Genomic DNA, 16,664 nt, shown 5'->3' with positions numbered 1-16,664 from the left:
CGCCGCGCGGCCGGGCGGGAGCAGGGACGCTCAGCGCTGCGCGGTGACCTGCGCGAGCACCGCGCGGATCCGCTTCTCCGAGACCGGGGCGCGGGTGCCGATCGACTGCGCGAACAGGCTGACGCGCAGCTCCTGCACCAGCCACGGCAGCTCCAGCAGCGCGGTCGGGACGGGCCGCCCGGCCGGCCATCCGGCCCGCACGGCGGCGATCTCCGCCTCGAGCCCCTGCACGAGCTCGCGGTGGCGGGCGTCGGACTGCGCCAGCCGCGCGAGGCGGTGCAGGATCGCGCGCAGGTAGCGATCGATGTCCCCCAGGCGGGCCGCGCCCGCGGCGGTGAGGAAGCCCGGATGCACGAGGAACCCGAGCTGCGCCAGCACGTCGGCGCGCAGCGGCGCGACCGCCGGGGACTCCAGGCGGGCCGCGCGCTCGATCACCTCGCCGCGGCGGGCGAGCAGGTCGACGAGCACGGTGACGATCGCGGCGGTCTCCTCGGCGAGCGACCCGGCGACGTGGCCGCGCAGGCGCGCGAACGACGCCTCGTCCCAGGCGGGGCCGCCGCCGGTCGCCACGAGCGCGTCGACGGCGGCGCCCGCCGCGTCGGCGAGGACCGCGTCGGTGCCGCCCAGCGGGGCGTCGGCGAGCGTGACCTGCTGCCAGAGGTCGAGCTGGTCCTTGACCCAGCGCACCGGGGACGGCGCGCTGAGCAGCAGCAGCCGGCGCGTGCCCGCGCGCATCGCCTGGGCCTGCGCGTCGCGGCTGTCGAACACGCGCACGCCGGCGGTCGCGCCCTCGTCGACCAGCGCCGGGTAGGCGGTCGCCGCTCCGTCGCGGACCGGGACCTCCCGGGGGAGCGTCCCGATCGTCCAGGCCTTCAGGCCGCTGCGCTGGAGCGCCGGGGTCTGCGCGGCGATCTCGTCGGCGAGCTTCGGCCGGGCGCGCTCGCGCAGCGCGTCGAGGTCCTTGCCGCCCGCGACGATCTTCCCGTCGGCGTCCTGCACGAGGAACGTGACGCGCAGGTGGTCGGGGAGCGCGATCGCCTCGAGCACCCCGTCGGGCACGCGCACCCCGCGGCGCGCCTCGAGCTCGCGACGGACCGCGGCGTGCAGCGGCTCGCGCCGCGGGCGCAGGCCGTCGAGGACCGCGGTCGCGCTCTCCGGGATCGGGACGAGCGGGCGGCGCAGCTCCTTCGGCAGGCCGCGCAGGAGCGTCGTGACGAGCTCCTCCCGCAGGCCGGGGACGAGCCACTCGAACTCGCGCGGACGGATCTGGCCGACCGCGTCCAGCGGCACGTGCACGGTGATGCCGTCGTCGGCCGCGCCGGGCTCGAAGCGGTAGCTCAGCCGCAGGACGTGCTCACCCTGCTTCCAGCCGGTCGGGAACGCCTGCGGGTCCAGCGCGGCCCGCGCGGCGGGGTCGATCAGCTCCTCGGTGGTGAGCGTGAGCCGGTCGGGGTCGGTGCGCCGGGCGTCCTTCCACCAGCGGTCGAAGTGACGGGCGGAGTGGACCTCCAGCGGGATCCGGGAGGCGAAGAACGCGTAGCGGACGTCGTCGCCGACGAGCAGGCCGCGGCGGCGGGAGCGGTCCTCCAGGCGCTCCACCTGCTCGACGGCGGCGGCGTTCGCCGCGACGAACGCGTGGTGGGTGTCCCACTCGCCCTGCACGAGCGCGTGCTGGATGAACAGCTGGCGCGCGACCTCCGGGTCGACGCCACCGTAGGGGACGGTGCGGCCGGCGACGATCGGCAGGCCGTAGAGCGTCACGCGCTCGGTGGCGACCGCGCCGCCGCGACGACGGTCCCAGCGCGGCTCGGAGTACGTGCGCTTGACGAGGTGGTCGGCGAGCGGCTCGATCCACTTCGGGTCGATCCGGGCGACCTCGCGCGCGAACAGCCGCGAGGTCTCGACGAGCTCGGCGGCCATGACCCAGTCGGGCTGGCGGCGTGACAGGGCGCTGCCGGGGAAGACCGCGAAGCGCGCGCCGCGCGCCCCGGCGTACTCGCGACGGGCCGCGTCGCGCATGCCGACGTGGGAGAGCAGGCCGGCGAGCAGCGCCTGGTGCACGTGGTTGCGGTGCGCGGGCGTCGCGTTGATGCGCAGCTTCATCTGCCGGGTGGCCTGGCGCAGGCGGGCGACGAGGTCCTGCCACTCGCGCACCCGCAGGAAGTGCAGGTACTCGTCGCGGCAGCGGCGGCGGAAGGCGCTGCGGGAGACCTCGCGCTGGAGGTCCTCGAGGTAGCGCCAGAGGTTGAGGAACGCGAGGAAGTCGGAGTCCTCGTCCTTGAAGCGGGCGTGCTGCTGGTCGGCCTGGGCGCGCAGATCGGCGGGACGCACGCGCGGGTCCTGGATCGACAGGGCGGCGACGATGACGATGACCTCGTCGAGCGCGTCGAGCCGGTCGGCCTCCAGGACCATGCGGCCCATCCGCGGGTCGACCGGGAGCTGCGCGAGGCGGCGGCCCAGCGGGGTGAGCTGCAGCGGTGCGCGCTCGTCGCGGCCGCGCGGGACGAGCGCGCCGAGCTCCTCGAGCAGCAGCACGCCGTCGCGGACCCGGCGGGCGTCGGGCGGGTCGAGGAACGGGAAGTCGGCGACCTGCCCGAGCCCGAGCGCCGCCATCTGCAGGATCACCGCGGCGAGCGAGGTCCGCAGGATCTCCGGGTCGGTGTAGGCGGGCCGCGCGTCGTGGTCGCGCTCGCTGTAGAGGCGGATCGCGATGCCGTCCGCGACGCGGCCGCAGCGGCCGGCGCGCTGCTTGGCGGACGCCTGGCTGATCGGCTCGATCGGCAGCCGCTGGACCTTCAGCCGCGAGCTGTAGCGGCTGATCCGCGCGGTGCCGGTGTCGACGACGTAGCGGATGCCCGGCACGGTCAGCGAGGTCTCGGCGACGTTGGTGGCGAGCACGACCCGGCGGTTGGTCTCCTGCGGGCCGCGGCGGAAGACGCGCTGCTGCTCGGCGGTCGAGAGCCGCGCGTAGAGCGGCAGCAGGTCGACGCGGTCCCCGAGCCGGCCGGCGAGGTAGTCGGCGGTGTCGCGGATCTCGCGCTCCCCGGAGAGGAACACGAGCACGTCGCCCTGGCGGGGGAGCTCCTCGATCGCGTCGCCGATCGCCTCGGTCTGGTCGCGGTCGCGGGTGCGCCCGGCGTCCTCGTCGTCCTCGTCGCCGTCGGGCGACGGGTCCTCGTCCTCCCCCAGCGGGCGGTAGCGGACCTCGACGGGGTAGGTGCGGCCCGACACCTCGATCACCGGGGCGCCGCCGAAGTGCGCGCCGAAGCGGTCCGCGTCGATCGTGGCGCTGGTGATGATGAGCTTGAGGTCGGGGCGCTGCGGCAGGATCCGCGCGAGGTAGCCGAGGAGGAAGTCGATGTTCAGCGACCGCTCGTGCGCCTCGTCGACGATGATCGTGTCGTAGCGGCGCAGCAGCCGGTCGTGCTCGATCTCGGCGAGCAGCAGGCCGTCGGTCATGAGCCGCACGAGCGTCTCGTCGGTGGCCTTGCGCTCGAACCGCACCGCGTAGCCGACGACCCCGCCCAGCGGGGTGCCGAGCTCCTCGGCGATGCGGGCGGCGACGGTGCGCGCGGCGATCCGCCGCGGCTGCGTGTGGGCGATCGTGCCCTCCACCCCGCGCCCGAGCTCGAGGCAGATCTTCGGCAGCTGCGTCGTCTTGCCCGAGCCGGTCTCCCCCGCGACGATGACGACCTGGTGGTCGCGGATGGCCTCGAGCAGCTCGTCGTGCCGGGCACTGACCGGCAGCTGCGGCGGATAGGTGATCGGGGGCACCGATGCGGCCCGCCGGGCCGCCCGGGCGGCGGTGGACGACGCGGGCACTGCACCGAGGATAGAAAAGCCGGTCCGGCGAGCCGGGCTGGCGCGCCGCCGCCCGACCAGCGAGGATGCGGGCATGAACAGGAACTTCACGAGGACGGCGGCACTGCTCGCCGGGACCGCGGCCCTGGCGATCGCCGGCTGCGGCGACGACGGCGAGAGCGGCGGAGGCGGGGACGAGCAGGACATCGAGGCGGTCGTCAGCAAGGCGCTGAGCACGACCGACCCCGAGGTCAAGTGCGTCGAGACGGTGACGAGCGGCTTCGTCACGGCCGTGTACGGGTCGGTCGACGCCTGCCGCACGGCGGAGACCCCGAAGCCCGACGACGATCCGCGCCCGACCGGCGCGTCGGTCTCGGACGTGCAGGTCGACGGCGACAAGGCCACCGCGCAGGTGACGGTGCAGGGCGGCGACAGCGACGGCGCGAAGGGCGAGATCAGCTTCGAGAAGGCCGACGGGGACTGGAAGGTCAGCGACCTCGGCGTCTCGTTCCTGCGGTCCCAGCTGACGACCTCGATCGAGCAGGGCAGCTTCGACGCGAGCGACGGGCCGCTGGCGGAGAAGTCCGTGCGCGACTGCGTCGGCGCCGGGTTCCAGAAGCTCGACGACGCCGCGTTCAAGAAGCTGGCCTACGCGGCGATCGGCGACAAGGAGCCGGACGCGAACTTCGTGAAGGTCATCACCGACTGCGCGGCGCAGGCGGGCGGCTCGGGCGCGAGCACCGGCGCCTCGGGCGCCGAGGAGGACTCGTCCGCATCGTCCGAGGACGCCTCGGGCTCCTCCGACGAGGACGTGTCGCTGCTGCGCAGCCAGTTCGAGTCGGGCATCCGGCAGTCGGCCGAGCGCGACGGCGCGAGCGCCGAGCAGATCGACTGCGTGCTCAAGGAGCTGCGCTCGACGATCAGCGAGGACGAGATCGTCGCGGCGGTCGGCCAGGACAAGGCCGTGCTGACCGAGCTCTCGCAGCGGACCGCGAAGGCGATCCAGGGCTGCGACTGACCGGGACTCAGGCGGCCGCGCGCTCCGCGGCCGCCGCCCAGTCGACCGTGACCCGGGTGGGGTCCTTGCGGTCGACGGCGACCGGGAGGATCGCGCCGGGGACGGTCAGCGCGACGGCGTAGTGCGGCAGCACCGCGCGGCGCACCGTGACCGCACGGCCTTCGAGCTGCAGGTGCAGGTCGACGTTCTCGGTCGGCATGCCGAACACCTCGACGGGCTCGACCGCGACGACGGCGGCCTCCGCGGCCGTGCCGCGCTCGAGGCGCCGTCGATCGATCCGCGCGTCGTCGATCCCCTGGGGCAGCGGTTGGCGCAGCGTGCGACCGGCCAGCACGGTCGCCCGGTCGCCCGGGTCGACGCCCTGGGCGCGCAGCGTCGCGCCCCAGTCGACGGCGACGCGGTCGCGGAGGTGCAGGGCCGTGACGGGCGTGCCGAGCGGCGCGCGCTCGGGGTAAGGCAGCAGCTGCTGGCGGACGGTGGCGCGGAACGGGCCGGCGTCCCCGTGGACCGTGAGCGAGATCCAGTGCTCGTCGGTGCTGTCGCCTCCGGAGCGCACGCGGTATCCGTCCACCGTCGCGGGGCGGGCCTCGCCGTGGGCGACGAGCCGCGCCAGCCCGCGGTCGCGGCCCCCGGGCGTGAAGACGTCGAAAAAGACGCTGTCGACGACGTCCGCGAGGATGCCCATCGGGCGAACCTACGGTGCAGGTTCGCCCGGTGCCACGCCCCGAGACCGGGTCGAGACCGCTCAGGCCGACGGTGGCCGCACGGGGTGGCGGCCGGGGCGCTCCTCGAAGCCGCGGCGGCGCAGCAGGCCGCCGACGCCGAGGAACACGAGCGCGAGCACGAGCAGCGCGAGGCCGACCGCGACGACCGGGCCGCCGCCCAGGAGGGCGCCGAGCAGCGTGACGGTCGCCGGGACGGCGAGGAGGAGGAGCGCGAAGTGGAACGGGAATCGCGACGCGCGCTCCGGGGGCGGGACAGGCGCGGGAGCAGACATGTCCTGCGGCTACCCGGGGCGCACGCCGCGAACCGGCGGCCTACCGCAGCGTGACCGTCCGCGTGGTGGTCCGGCCCGCCTGGGTGACGGTGAGCGTCGCGCGCGCCCGGCGCAGGCGCCGCGCCTTGCCCTTCGCGGCGGCGGTGCGGGTCAGCCGCACGGTGAGGCGGCCCGCCGCGCGCGCGGTCGCGCTGCCGGTGGCGATGGTGACCGCACGGCGGCCCGACCGGCCGAGGACGCGGGCCGGGACGGCGAGGCGCGCGGTGACGCGCCCGGCGCGCCGGACGGTGACGGTGAGCGGCAGCCCGCGCCCCGAGGTGAGCGTCGCGGCGCTGAGGCCGGCCGACGGCACCGTGACGGTCGGCGCGGTCGAGGTCGGCGTCGGGGTCGTCGTGGGCCCGCCGCCGCCCGGGATCGGGGTCGGAGTGGTCGGCGTCCCGGGCGTCGTCGGGGTGGTCGGCGCGGGCCGCGGGTCGATCGTCGCGCTGATCACCGCGGCGTCGGCACCGCCGATCGAGGGTGCGCTGCCGGTCGGGGAGATCACGACCGGCGGGGAGCTGAACTGGCAGGCGTCCGCCCCGGTGAACGTCGGGATCGGCGCGACCTTCACGCCGCCCTCGTCGTGCCAGGCGATGCGCGTCGAATCCGGCGAGATCGACACGTGGTCGGCCTTCCCGGTCGCGGGGATCGTGCAGCCGGCGGCGAAGTCCCCGGTGGCGGGCGGGCCGAACACGCTGATCGGCAGGACGTCGATCGCCTGCGAGACGAGCGTGCCGCCGTCGAACCGCTGCCGCGCGACGGCGAGCACCTTGCCGTCGGCGGACAGCTCGCTGCGGGTGAGGTCCTCCCCCGGCGGGCGCCTGGAGCGTCAGGAACGGGTCGAACTCGCCGGACTGGCTGACGGGCGCCGACGGGACGTTCTGCTGCAGCGCGATCTGCGTGGAGGACGCGAGCACGAGGGTGCGCCGGCCGAACAGCGTCGCGTACTTGTTCCCGGTGACGCTGACCGGCTGCAGGCCCGTGAGGTTCGTGACGGGCTGGGCGTAGTAGCCGTAGGTCTGCGAGCTGAAGTTGAACGCGGTCTTCTGGAAGCTGTTGAGGATCAGCGCGCCGTCCGGGGTGAGGTCGAGCGACAGCGGATACACGTAGAACGGTCCGGCGCCGTCGTTGCCCAGCGCGCCGTCGAGCTCCTGCCCGCCGCTGCCCCGGGCGACCTGGCCGTTGGGCTCCCACACGCGGAAACGGCTGAGGTTCGCGATCTTGCCGGGCTCGTTGCGCACGCCGACGATCCGGCCGCCGTCGGCCATCGCGACGTCGAGGTACTTCTGGGTGACCGGGGCGCCGGAGCTGTCGGTGAACGTGAACTGCGGGCCGATCCGGGTCTTGCTCGTGCCGTCCAGCGCCGCGACCCAGACCGCGCCGTCGTCGACGTAGGCGACCGAGGCGGCGGCCCCGGCGGTGGTCGGGAGGGTCAGGAGCCCGGCGGCCAGGAGGGTGGTGGCGAGGCCGAGCGTGCGGGACGTGGGACGCATGCCCGCCAGCATGCACGCCGGGCGTCGCAGGTCCGTCTCAGGTCGGTCTCAGTCCGGCCGGGAGAGCTCGACGAGCTGGACCGGCTCGTCGACGAGCGCGTACTCGAGCGTCACCGCGCTGGCGTTGATCAGCCGCGTGGGGCCGAGCTGCCAGTCGCCGCGGCCCTCGTGGATGTGCCCGAAGACGCACAGCTGCGCGGCGGTCCGCCGGACGAGGTCGAGCTGCGCGGCGGAGCCGACGCTCATCCCGGTGCTCGTGCGGTCCCCGTACCCGGCGGGCGGCCCGTGGACGACGAGCACGTCGGTGTCGTCGGGCACGACGGCGAAGCGCTCGCGCAGGAACGTCTCGTCGGTGTCGCCCTTGGGGGCGTTGAACGCCCAGTCGAAGAACCACGGCTGCCACGGCGAGCCCCAGAACCGCACGCCGTCGATCGTCGTCCCCGTGTCCTGCAGGTACGTCCAGGGCAGGTCGGTCGGCACCGTCTCCGGGGCGCGCTCGAAGACGAAGTCGTGGTTGCCGGCGATCGCGACGACGTGCTCGGCGGGGACCGCCTGCAGCCAGGCGCGGAAGGTCGTGTCGAGCCACCGGGCCTGGAAGCCGACGTCGTGGTCGTGGGCGGGCGTGAGGTCCCCGGCGATCACGAGCACGTCGCACGGGGGGACGTCGGGCAGGAAGCCGTGGAGGTCAGCGGTCACCGCGAGGCGCATGGAGGCCACGCTACCCGCCCGCCTTCCAGGCGGCGTACGCCTGCGGCAGGCAGCGGGCGCACGGCCGGTACCCGCAGGCGATTGCCGCGGCCTCGTCGGCGAAGAAGACGCGGCCCGCCGCGTACGTGTCGCCGCGGGCGAGGGCGCGCAGCGCGCTCGGGCAGTCCAGGCGGCCGTAGAGGCGCCCGCGACGGGTGCCGCCGAGCGTCCCCGGGGTGGCGCTGCGGTACGGGCCGTCGGGTCCCAGCAGCGTGTACACGGCCCGGCCGGTCAGCCGGCGGAGGCGGCGTCCAGGGCCGCGAGGTCCTCGTCGCGCAGCTGCAGCTCGGCCATCGGCAGGAGCTCCTCGAGCTGCTCGACGGTGCGGGCGCTGGCGATCGGGGCGACGACCGCGTCGCGGGCGCGCAGCCAGGCGAGCGCGACCGCGCTGACGCTCGTGCCGTGCTCGGCGGCGACCGCGCGCAGCGCGTCCAGCGTGGCCCACGAGCGCTCCTGCCCGCCGTAGGTCTTGATCGCGCCCTTCGCGCGCGGCGTGCCCATGTCCGCGGCCTCGCTCTCGCGCGTGTACTTGCCGGTGAGGAACCCCATCGCCAGGCCGTAGAAGGGCACGACGGCGATGCCGTGCTCGACGCAGACGTCCTGCAGCTCGCCCTCGAACCCGGCCCGGTCCAGGAGGTTGTACTGGGGCTGCAGCACGCTGATCGGCGCGTACCCGTGCTCCTGCGTGACGGCGACCGCCTCGCGCAGTCGCGCGGCGCTGAAGTTCGAGAGGCCGACGTGCTTGATCTTCCCGGCGCGGACGAGCTCGTCGAACGCGCCGAGGCTCTCCTGCAGCGGCACGTCCTCGTCGTCGCGGTGCTGGTAGTAGAGGTCGATCGTCTCGACCCCGAGCCGCTCCAGCGACGCGTCGCAGGCGCGCAGGATCGACTCCGGCCGCAGGTTCGCGAGGTCGGCCTTGAAGTGCATGCCGACCTTCGTGGCGATGACGAGGTCCTCGCGGCCGCCGCGCGCGGCCAGCCAGCGGCCGAGGACCGCCTCGGACTCGCCGCCCGGATGGTCGGGCACCCACGAGGAGTAGACGTCGGCGGTGTCGACGAACGTGCCGCCCGCGGCGACGTAGCGGTCCAGGACGGCGAACGACGCGTCCTCGTCGGCGGTCCAGCCGAACACGTTGCCGCCGAGGCACAGCGGATGGACGTCGAGACCGGTGGAGGCGAGTGCGGGCATGCCGCGGACGCTACCGTGCGCGCTGCACGTGCCCGACCTGCTCCTCCTCCAGCACCAGGACGACGTCCCGCCCGGACTGCTCGGCGGCGTCCTCGCCGCGCGCGAGGCGGCGGGCGGCGCGCGCGTGCGGACGGTTCGCGTCGACGCCGAGCCGCTGCCCTCCCCCACCGCCGGGGAGCGGATCGTCGTGCTGGGCTCCTACGCCTCCGCGGTCGGGAAAGGCTCGCAGCCGTGGGTCGCCGACGAGGTCCTGTTCCTGCGCCGCGCCGCGCTGGCCGGGGTGCCGATCCTCGGCATCTGCTTCGGCCACCAGGCGCTCGCCGCCGCGCTCGGCGGTGCCGTGCACCGGCTCGACCGCCCGCAGGTCGACTGGGTGACGCTGGCCAGCGCCGACCCGCAGGCGGTGCCGCCGGGCCCGTGGCTCGCGTTCCACGAGGACGCGGTGACCCCGCCGCCGCGCGCCCGCGTGCTCGCGCAGGACGCGGGCGGCGTGCAGGCGTTCGCGGCGGGACCGCACCTGGGCGTGCAGTTCCACCCCGAGGCGACCGCGGAGATCCTCGACGGCTGGATCGCGGCCGACCGTCGTGACCCTCGCCCGTACGACCCGGACCGGGTGCGCGCCGGGTTCGCGACGCACGGCCCGGCCGCGGCGCGCGCCGCGCTGCGGCTGTTCTCGCGCTGGCTCGGCCCGGTCGGCTGAGGGCGGGACCGGGCGCCCGGTAGCGTCCGGGCGATGCTCATCCCCGGCGCCCCGCAGGACGACGACCTCCTCGAGCTGCACGCCCGGACGCTGGCGGCGAGCGTGCCGGAGGGCACGGTCTGGCTGGACGCGCACACGCACATCGGCCAGAACGACCCGGACGGCGTGACCTGCACGCGCGCGGAGCTGCTGGCCGGCCTGGACCGCGCCGGGCACGCGGGCGCCGTCGTCTTCCCCACGCACGAGCCGGACGGCTACGCGGCGTTCAACGCCGCGGTCCGCGCGGACGCCGCGGCCTCCGGCGGCCGGCTGCGCACGCTCGTCCGCGTCGATCCCGGCCACCCGGACGCCGTCGAGGAGGCCCGCGCCGGGCTGGAGGCGGGCGCGGTGGGCGTGAAGCTCCACCCGCGCTCGGACGCCTTCGGCCTGCCGCACCCGACGGTCGACGCGCTCGGCGACCTGCTCGGCGAATGGGGCGTGCGCAGCGGCCGCGACCCGATCCTGCTGTTCCACGCGGGCCGCGGGATCCCGGCGCTCGGCCCGTCGGCGGTGGCGCTGGCGGAGCGCCACCCGAACGTGCGGCTGATCCTCGCCCACACGGGCGTGTCCGACCTCGGACTCGTCGCCGAGCCCGCGTCGCGGCTGCCGAACCTCTGCTTCGACACCTCCTGGTGGCAGGTCGACGACATGCTGCAGATGTACGCGACGATCCCGCCCGGGCAGATCCACTACGCGTCCGACATGCCCTACGGCGGTGGCGTGTTCGCGTCGCTGGCGCTGATGCGCTGCGCCGTGCAGGCCGGGCACGGCCCGGACGTGGTCGCCGCGATGGCGGGCGCGCAGCTGCAGCGGGTCCTCGACGGCGAGCCGCCGCTGGACCTCGGGCCCGCGCCGGGCGAGGCGGTCCTCGCCGACGACCGGCCGCTGATCGCCCGGCTCGCGTCGCGGCGCGCGATCTCCTACCTGGGGATCGCGTCGCTGGGCTCGTTCCACGGCGGTCCGGTCGAGGAGCCGCTGTCGCTCGCGCGATTGGCGTGCGCCACCGACACCGGGGATCCGGTCCTCGCCCTCGTCGACGCCCTGTGCGAGCGCGCGCAGGAGCGGATCGCCGCCGCCGGGCCGACGCCCGAGCCGGTCGGCGAGCAGGCCCGCCCGCACCTGCCGGGCCACGCGCCCGGGATCGCCGCGCTGCTCGCGGCGGGCATCGTCGCCGGCACGCCGCGCGCCGGGGCCTGACCGCGACCCGACCTACGCCAGGGCGGGCTCGCGCGGCGCGGGGGCCGCGCCGTCCGGCGCGGTGCCGGGACGCGGCTGCCCCGACCGGGCCGCGACGCCACCGCCCCCGGGGAACGACAGGCGCAGGATCTTCTTCCCGACCGACCGGTACTGCGGCCCGAGCCGCCCCGAGTGGTACGGCAGCCCCCACCGCTCGCAGACCGCGCGGACCTGGGGGGCCATCGACGCGTAGCGGGACGCGGGGATGTCCGGGAACAGGTGGTGCTCGATCTGGTGGGAGAGGTTGCCGGTCATCACGTGGAAGAGCGGGCTGCCCTCGAGGTTGCAGGAGCCCAGCAGCTGCCGCACGTACCAGCCGCCGCGCGACTCGGTCTCGAACTCCTCCTCGGTGAACGTGAACGTCGAGGCGGGCTCGGGGATGTGCCCCATGAACACGATCGTGTGGACCCACACGTTGCGGGCCGCGTTGGCGGCGAGGTTGGCGGCGACCGCGCGCCGGAACCCGCGGCGGCCGGCGAGCGCGGGGAAGACGACGTAGTCCTTGGCGACCTGCGCGGCGGCCTTGCGCACGAACGCGCGGATCTCCTCGCGGGCGCGCTCGCGCGTCTTGCGCCCGTCGCGGACGGCGTCGAGCTCCATGTCGTACAGGGCGATGCCCCACTGGAACGTCAGCGCCATGCCGATCCCGTACAGCGGCTGGAGCAGGTAGACCGGGTGCCACGGCTGCTCGGGGTCGACGCGCATCGCGCTGTAGCCGAGGTCGCGGTCCTTGCCGAGGACGTTCGTGTACGTGTGGTGCTGGAAGTTGTGGCTGTGCTTCCACGACTCCGCGGTCGAGGCGGCGTCCCACTCCCAGGTGGTCGAGTGGATCGCCGGGTCGTTCATGAAGTCGTACTGGCCGTGCATCACGTTGTGGCCGATCTCCATGTTCTCCAGCGCCTTGGCGACGGCCAGGACGGCGGCCCCGGCGACCGCGGCGGGCCGCCAGCGGGCCCCGAGCACGAGCGCGCGGCCGGCGACCTCGAGGCCGCGCTGGGTGGCGACGACGCGGCGGATGTACGTCGCGTCGCGCGTGCCGAGATCGGCGCGGACGGCGTCGCCGATGGCGTCGAGCTCGCGGGCGATCTGGTCGAGGTCCTCAGGGCTCAGGTGGCGCATCGCGGCCGGACGCTAGCGACGAGGACGCTCGCGCGCGCTGGGGCTGACCCCCGGTCTCCCCCGACCGTCGGACCCCCTCCGCGACGGTTGGCGCGGATTCCCGCCGGTTCTGGCGCGCTCCCGCGTTGCAGCGGTGAGCGACCGATGCCCGGCACCTCGCACGAGAACCGCTTCACCTGGCCGCTCCGCTGTGGGAGCATGCGCCCCGTGGGTCGGGGGTTCTCGAGAGGGGCGTCAGGGACGGCGGTCGTGCTGGCCGTGCTGGCCCTGCTCGCGCCCGCCCTCGCGATCGGCGGACCGGCGCTCGGCGGCCGCGTCTCGGCCGGCTCCGAGCGGCCCGATCTCCTGTACGGGACCGACCTCGCGGACGTGCTCGCGGGCGGCTTCAACGACGACCGGCTGTTCGGCCTGCGCGGCGACGACGAGCTCTACGGGGACTCCGGCAACGACCGGCTGTCGGGCAGCTCCGGTGCCGACCGGCTCAACGGCGGGTCCGGCAACGACCGCGTCGAGGGCGGCCACGGCAACGACATCCTCGACGGCGGCGACGGGGACGACGTCCTGCGGGCGGGCTTCGGGGACGACTTCGTGGTCGAGCAGGGCCAGGGCAACGACAAGCTCCTGGACGGCGGCCCGGGCGACGACTACATCGATGGCCACCGCGGCGACGACCCGCTGATCCTCGGGGGCGAGGGCGACGACGTCCTGCGCGGCGGGCGCGGCGCCGACAAGCTCTACGGCGGCCCGGGCGCCGACCGGCTGGACGGCGGCAGCGCCCCGGACCTCGTCGACGGCGGGGACGGCGACGACCACCTCTTCGCCTCCGGGGAGGGCGACGTCGTCCTCGGCGGGACGGGCGACGACGAGATCCTCGCCACCGACGCGCTGCGGATCGACTGCGGCCCGGGGGCCGACCGCGTCACGCTGCAGGCCGGGTCGCGCGCGGAGCTCGTCGACTGCGAGACGGTCTTCCACCCGGCGCGGGTCGACCTGCCGACCGACCCGCTGCTGTTCGGCCCCCGCAACGCGGGCTTCGACACGGGCGGCCCGCAGGCCGGCAGCTCCGGGTCGCTGTCGGGCGGGCTGACGCAGAACATCCTCCCCGGCGGCCCGAACCGCGACCACATCATCGGCACCGACCGCGAGACCGACCTGCTGCCGAGCGCCGACCTGCTGCTGGGCGGCGGCGGCGACGACATCCTCGAGGGGCTCGGCGGCAACGACCACCTCGAGGGCGAGCCGGGCAACGACCTGCTGCTCGGCGGCCTCGGGGACGACCTCCTCTACGGGCGCACCGGCAACGACCGGCTCGACGGCGGCCCGGGCGACGACCTGCTCGAGGGCGGACGCGGCCACGACATCCTCCGCGGTGGCGACGGGCGCGACCGGCTGAACGGCGGCATCCACGGCGACCGCATCTACGGCGGCCGCGGCGACGACATCGTCGTGGCGATGGGCGGCGGCGCCGACGTGGTCGACTGCGGCCCGGGTCGCGACAAGGCCTACGTCGACTCGACCGACCGGGTGCGCAACTGCGAGATCACCGCGCGGTCGCGCAAGAAGGTCCTGCGCCGCAAGTAGGGGCGGCTCAGCTGCCCATCGTGCGACGCAGCGCGAGCACCGACAGCGCGGCGCCGACGAGCGCGAGCACGAACAGCCCGAAGCCCGTCACGCCGACGAGCGAGGTGACGAACAGCACGACGGAGGCGAGACTGAAGCCGCCCGAGGCGAGCGTCAGCTGGTAGGCGCGCTTCTCGCGCTGGCGACGGGTGATGTTGGCCATGGTCCACGGAGGCTACGCCACCGCGCCCGCCGCCTCGACCGGCCGTGCGCCCGGCCCGGTCAGCGGCGCGGGTCGAGCGCGGCCGCGAGGATCGCGACGTCGTCGCGCGGCGCGCCCGCCGCGGCGAGACGGGCGATCTCCTCGAGCGCCCGGGTGACGCCGTGCGGTCCGCCGGAGCGGGCGGACAGCACGTCCTGGGCGAGCCCGGCGCTGCCGCGGACCGCGGAGCGGCTGGCCTCGGTGATCCCGTCGGTGAAGATCGCCACCACGTCCCCGGGAGCGAGCGTGGTGCGGCCCTGCTCGGGCTCGATCTCGTCGAGCACGCCCACGACCGGCCCCGTGTGCTCGAGCACCTCCACGCCGTCGGCGCGCAGCACGAACGGGGCGGGATGCCCCGCGGTCGAGTGGGTGAGCGTCCCGTCACGCGGGTCCAGGCGCAGGATCGCGAGCGTGACGAAGCGGTCGTCGTCACGCTGCTGGCGCAGCGACGCGTTGAGGCCGATCAGCACGGCCGCCGGGTCGATCAGCCAGGGGGCGAGCGCCCGCACCGTGTAGCGGGCCTGGGCGGTCAGCGCGGCCGCCTCGACGCCCTTGCCGCAGACGTCGCCGACGACGAGCAGCCAGGTGCCGTCCGGCAGCGCGAACACGTCGTAGAAGTCGCCGCTGACCTCGCCGCCGGCGGCGGGCAGGTAGCGGACCGCGAGCGCGACGTCGGGGATCCGCGGCAGCCGCTCGGGCAGCAGCGACTTCTGGAGCGTGCGGGCGGCCTGGACGCGGTCGGCGAACAGCAGCGCGGCGTCGACGGCCAGCGCGACGCGGCGCGCGATCTCGTCGAGCAGGGCGAGGTCGCCGCTGCGCGGCCCGCGGCCGGGCCGCCAGACGAACGTCATGGCCCCGAGCGCGCGCTCGGAGCGCGCGAGCGGCAGCGTCAGCAGCCGCCGGCCGTCGCGGGCCGCCTCGCGGGCGGGGTCGAGCAGGTGCGGGAGGACGGACGCTGCCCCGCGCCGGGCGGTGCGCCCGGCGAGGTCGACGACGTCGATGGCGACCGCGTCGGCGAGCCGGCCCGCGACGAGCTCGGCGACGTGGTCGAGCGTCGGGTCGAGCGTCAGCGAGGACTCCAGGACGCCGCTGATGTCGGCGAGCAGGCTCGCGCGGTCCAGGGCGGTCTGGAGGTCCACGCGGGTGGCCTCCCCCGTCTCCCGCGCCGCGACCGCGGCCTGCAGCGAGGCGGCGTGGTCGAGCGCCAGCGCGACGCGGCGCGCGACCTCCTCGGCGAGCGCGAGGTCGTCGGTGCCCTCGTGGAAGTCGGGCTCGTGGGAGCCGAACGTCATCACCCCGTGGTCATGACCGCGCGCGCTGATCGGAGCGACGATGCTGCTGCGCAGCGCGAAGCCCAGCCGGGACTCCCGGTCCTCGGGGGCGCCCGCGTCGGCGAACGTCTCGGCGTCGTGGCGCAGCAGGACGGCCTGCCCGGCGCGGAGCACGTCGAACAGCGGCGAGTGCTGCTGCGGGCCGGCCAGGCGCCGGGCGACCTTCTCGCGCTCGGGGTCGCGGTGCGCGAGCACGGCACGGTCCAGGCCCCCCTTCCCGTCGAGCAGGTCGATGACGCAGACGTCGCCGAGCCACGGGATCGTCGCGCGGGCGATCTCCTCGAGCGCGTCGGTCGGGTGCTCGGCGGCGGCGGCGAGGCGCCCGACCTCGGAGAGGATCGAGGTGGCCTGCTCGGCGCGGACCCGGTCGTCGATCGACAGCGCGGTGCCGTGGTAGCCGATGACGGTGCCGTCGGCATCCCGGCGGGGCTCGCCGCGGTCGAGGATCCAGCGGTAGCGGCCGGTCGCGTCGAGGATCCGGTACTCGTGGTCGAACGGCAGCTCGCGCCGGTAGGCCTCGAGCGCGAGCGCCCGCACGCGCTGCACCTCGTCGGGGTGCACGCCCTCCATCCAGCCGAGGCCGAGCTCCTGCTCGAGCGTGCGACCGCGGAACGCGAGCCACGCCTCGTTGCAGAACTCGAGGTGCCCGTCGGCCGTCCCCGACCAGGTGAAGATCGTCGTGAGCTCGGCGAGGACGCCGAACCGCTCCCGCGTGCTCATCGCTCCTGGGGCGGGAGGGCGTCGAACGCCGCGAGCGCCGCGCCGCGCGTCGGGTAGGAGGTCATGGCGCGCAGCCGGCGGTCGGCGAAGCGGAACAGCCAGCAGGGCTGGACGTCGACGTGCAGGTCGCGGGAGCGGACCTGCAGGGCGCCGCTGACGAGCACGTGGTGCTCGCCGAGCTCGTCGATCTCGAGGACCTGGTGCTCGCGGGCCTCGCCGCGGCGGCCCTCCTCCTGGAGGAACTCCATGAACTCGCGGCCGACGAAGCTGCGGCCGGGGACCATCGGCGTCCACACGACGTCCTCCGGGACCCGGTCGAAGAAGGCGGACGCGCCCTCGGTCTCGTAGACGCGGAACAGGTCGCGCGTGAGGTCGGCTCTCCAACCCATGCTGCATCGAGGCTACCGGGGTTGT

At 75.4% G+C, this 16,664-nt stretch carries 15 protein-coding genes; 4 read left to right on the top strand and 11 right to left on the bottom strand.

What is annotated here, in order from left to right:
- Positions 1-30: 30 nt before the first annotated feature.
- A complete protein-coding gene (gene hrpA, locus GKE82_RS19740) occupies positions 31-4,008 on the bottom strand; it encodes an ATP-dependent RNA helicase HrpA (protein WP_375337010.1) in 3,978 nt (1,325 codons plus the stop codon).
- Here hrpA and GKE82_RS19735 point away from each other — a divergent pair.
- Entirely contained in the window at positions 3,896-4,819 is a 924-nt protein-coding gene (locus tag GKE82_RS19735; RefSeq protein WP_154734495.1) for a hypothetical protein, read from the top strand. The genes hrpA and GKE82_RS19735 overlap by 113 nt on opposite strands.
- Positions 4,820-4,826: 7 nt before the next feature.
- On the opposite strand, the gene GKE82_RS19730 is transcribed toward GKE82_RS19735, so the two are convergent.
- The 6 genes from GKE82_RS19730 to GKE82_RS19705 all read right to left on the bottom strand — a co-directional run bounded on the left by GKE82_RS19730 (position 4,827) and on the right by GKE82_RS19705 (position 9,283).
- Positions 4,827-5,504, bottom strand: a complete 678-nt coding sequence (locus GKE82_RS19730) for a hypothetical protein (RefSeq protein ID WP_154734494.1) — start codon at positions 5,502-5,504, stop codon at positions 4,827-4,829.
- A 60-nt stretch (positions 5,505-5,564) separates the two neighbouring features.
- Positions 5,565-5,816: a hypothetical protein gene (locus GKE82_RS19725; protein WP_107568746.1), complete on the bottom strand. Its 252-nt coding sequence runs from the start codon at positions 5,814-5,816 to the stop codon at positions 5,565-5,567.
- 40 nt (positions 5,817-5,856) lie between these two features.
- Entirely contained in the window at positions 5,857-6,624 is a 768-nt protein-coding gene (locus GKE82_RS19720; RefSeq protein WP_154734493.1) for a hypothetical protein, read from the bottom strand.
- 772 nt (positions 6,625-7,396) lie between these two features.
- A complete protein-coding gene (locus tag GKE82_RS19715; protein ID WP_154734492.1) occupies positions 7,397-8,056 on the bottom strand; it encodes a metallophosphoesterase in 660 nt (219 codons plus the stop codon).
- Positions 8,057-8,066: 10 nt separating this feature from the next.
- Complete coding sequence (locus GKE82_RS19710) at positions 8,067-8,315, bottom strand: Ada metal-binding domain-containing protein (RefSeq protein ID WP_309233719.1); 249 nt, start codon at positions 8,313-8,315, stop codon at positions 8,067-8,069.
- Between the two features lie 11 nt (positions 8,316-8,326).
- Positions 8,327-9,283: an aldo/keto reductase gene (locus tag GKE82_RS19705; RefSeq protein WP_107568742.1), complete on the bottom strand. Its 957-nt coding sequence runs from the start codon at positions 9,281-9,283 to the stop codon at positions 8,327-8,329.
- Between the two features lie 28 nt (positions 9,284-9,311).
- Between GKE82_RS19705 and GKE82_RS19700 the strand changes: the two genes are divergently transcribed.
- Together GKE82_RS19700 and GKE82_RS19695 are read left to right on the top strand one after the other, a co-directional pair.
- Positions 9,312-9,983: a gamma-glutamyl-gamma-aminobutyrate hydrolase family protein gene (locus tag GKE82_RS19700; protein ID WP_196189349.1), complete on the top strand. Its 672-nt coding sequence runs from the start codon at positions 9,312-9,314 to the stop codon at positions 9,981-9,983.
- Between the two features lie 33 nt (positions 9,984-10,016).
- Positions 10,017-11,219, top strand: a complete 1,203-nt coding sequence (locus tag GKE82_RS19695; RefSeq protein ID WP_154734490.1) for an amidohydrolase family protein — start codon at positions 10,017-10,019, stop codon at positions 11,217-11,219.
- Positions 11,220-11,231: 12 nt separating this feature from the next.
- Here the strand turns inward: GKE82_RS19695 and GKE82_RS19690 are convergent, their stop codons facing one another.
- Positions 11,232-12,377 carry an acyl-CoA desaturase gene (locus tag GKE82_RS19690; RefSeq protein ID WP_154734489.1) on the bottom strand — a complete coding sequence of 382 codons (1,146 nt, stop codon included), beginning with the start codon at positions 12,375-12,377 and terminating at the stop codon, positions 11,232-11,234.
- A 249-nt stretch (positions 12,378-12,626) separates the two neighbouring features.
- Between GKE82_RS19690 and GKE82_RS19685 the strand changes: the two genes are divergently transcribed.
- A complete protein-coding gene (locus GKE82_RS19685; protein ID WP_196189348.1) occupies positions 12,627-13,958 on the top strand; it encodes a calcium-binding protein in 1,332 nt (443 codons plus the stop codon).
- Positions 13,959-13,965: 7 nt separating this feature from the next.
- Here the strand turns inward: GKE82_RS19685 and GKE82_RS19680 are convergent, their stop codons facing one another.
- From GKE82_RS19680 to GKE82_RS27340, 3 genes are read right to left on the bottom strand one after another with little or no spacing between them, the layout of a single operon-like run.
- Positions 13,966-14,160 carry a hypothetical protein gene (locus GKE82_RS19680; protein ID WP_107568737.1) on the bottom strand — a complete coding sequence of 65 codons (195 nt, stop codon included), beginning with the start codon at positions 14,158-14,160 and terminating at the stop codon, positions 13,966-13,968.
- A 59-nt stretch (positions 14,161-14,219) separates the two neighbouring features.
- The gene (locus GKE82_RS19675; RefSeq protein ID WP_196189347.1) at positions 14,220-16,250 is read right to left on the bottom strand and encodes a SpoIIE family protein phosphatase; all 2,031 of its coding nucleotides are present in this window, start codon (positions 16,248-16,250) and stop codon (positions 14,220-14,222) included.
- Positions 16,247-16,639 (bottom strand): hypothetical protein, encoded by a 393-nt coding sequence (locus GKE82_RS27340; RefSeq protein WP_107568735.1) that lies wholly within the window; start codon positions 16,637-16,639, stop codon positions 16,247-16,249. Before GKE82_RS27340 ends, GKE82_RS19675 begins: the two co-directional genes overlap by 4 nt.
- Between the last annotated feature and the right edge of the window lie 25 nt (positions 16,640-16,664).

This window comes from Conexibacter sp. W3-3-2 (assembly GCF_009707605.1).
GTDB classification, from domain to species: domain Bacteria; phylum Actinomycetota; class Thermoleophilia; order Solirubrobacterales; family Solirubrobacteraceae; genus Paraconexibacter; species Paraconexibacter algicola.
This window is presented reverse-complemented; position numbering and strand designations above follow the sequence as displayed.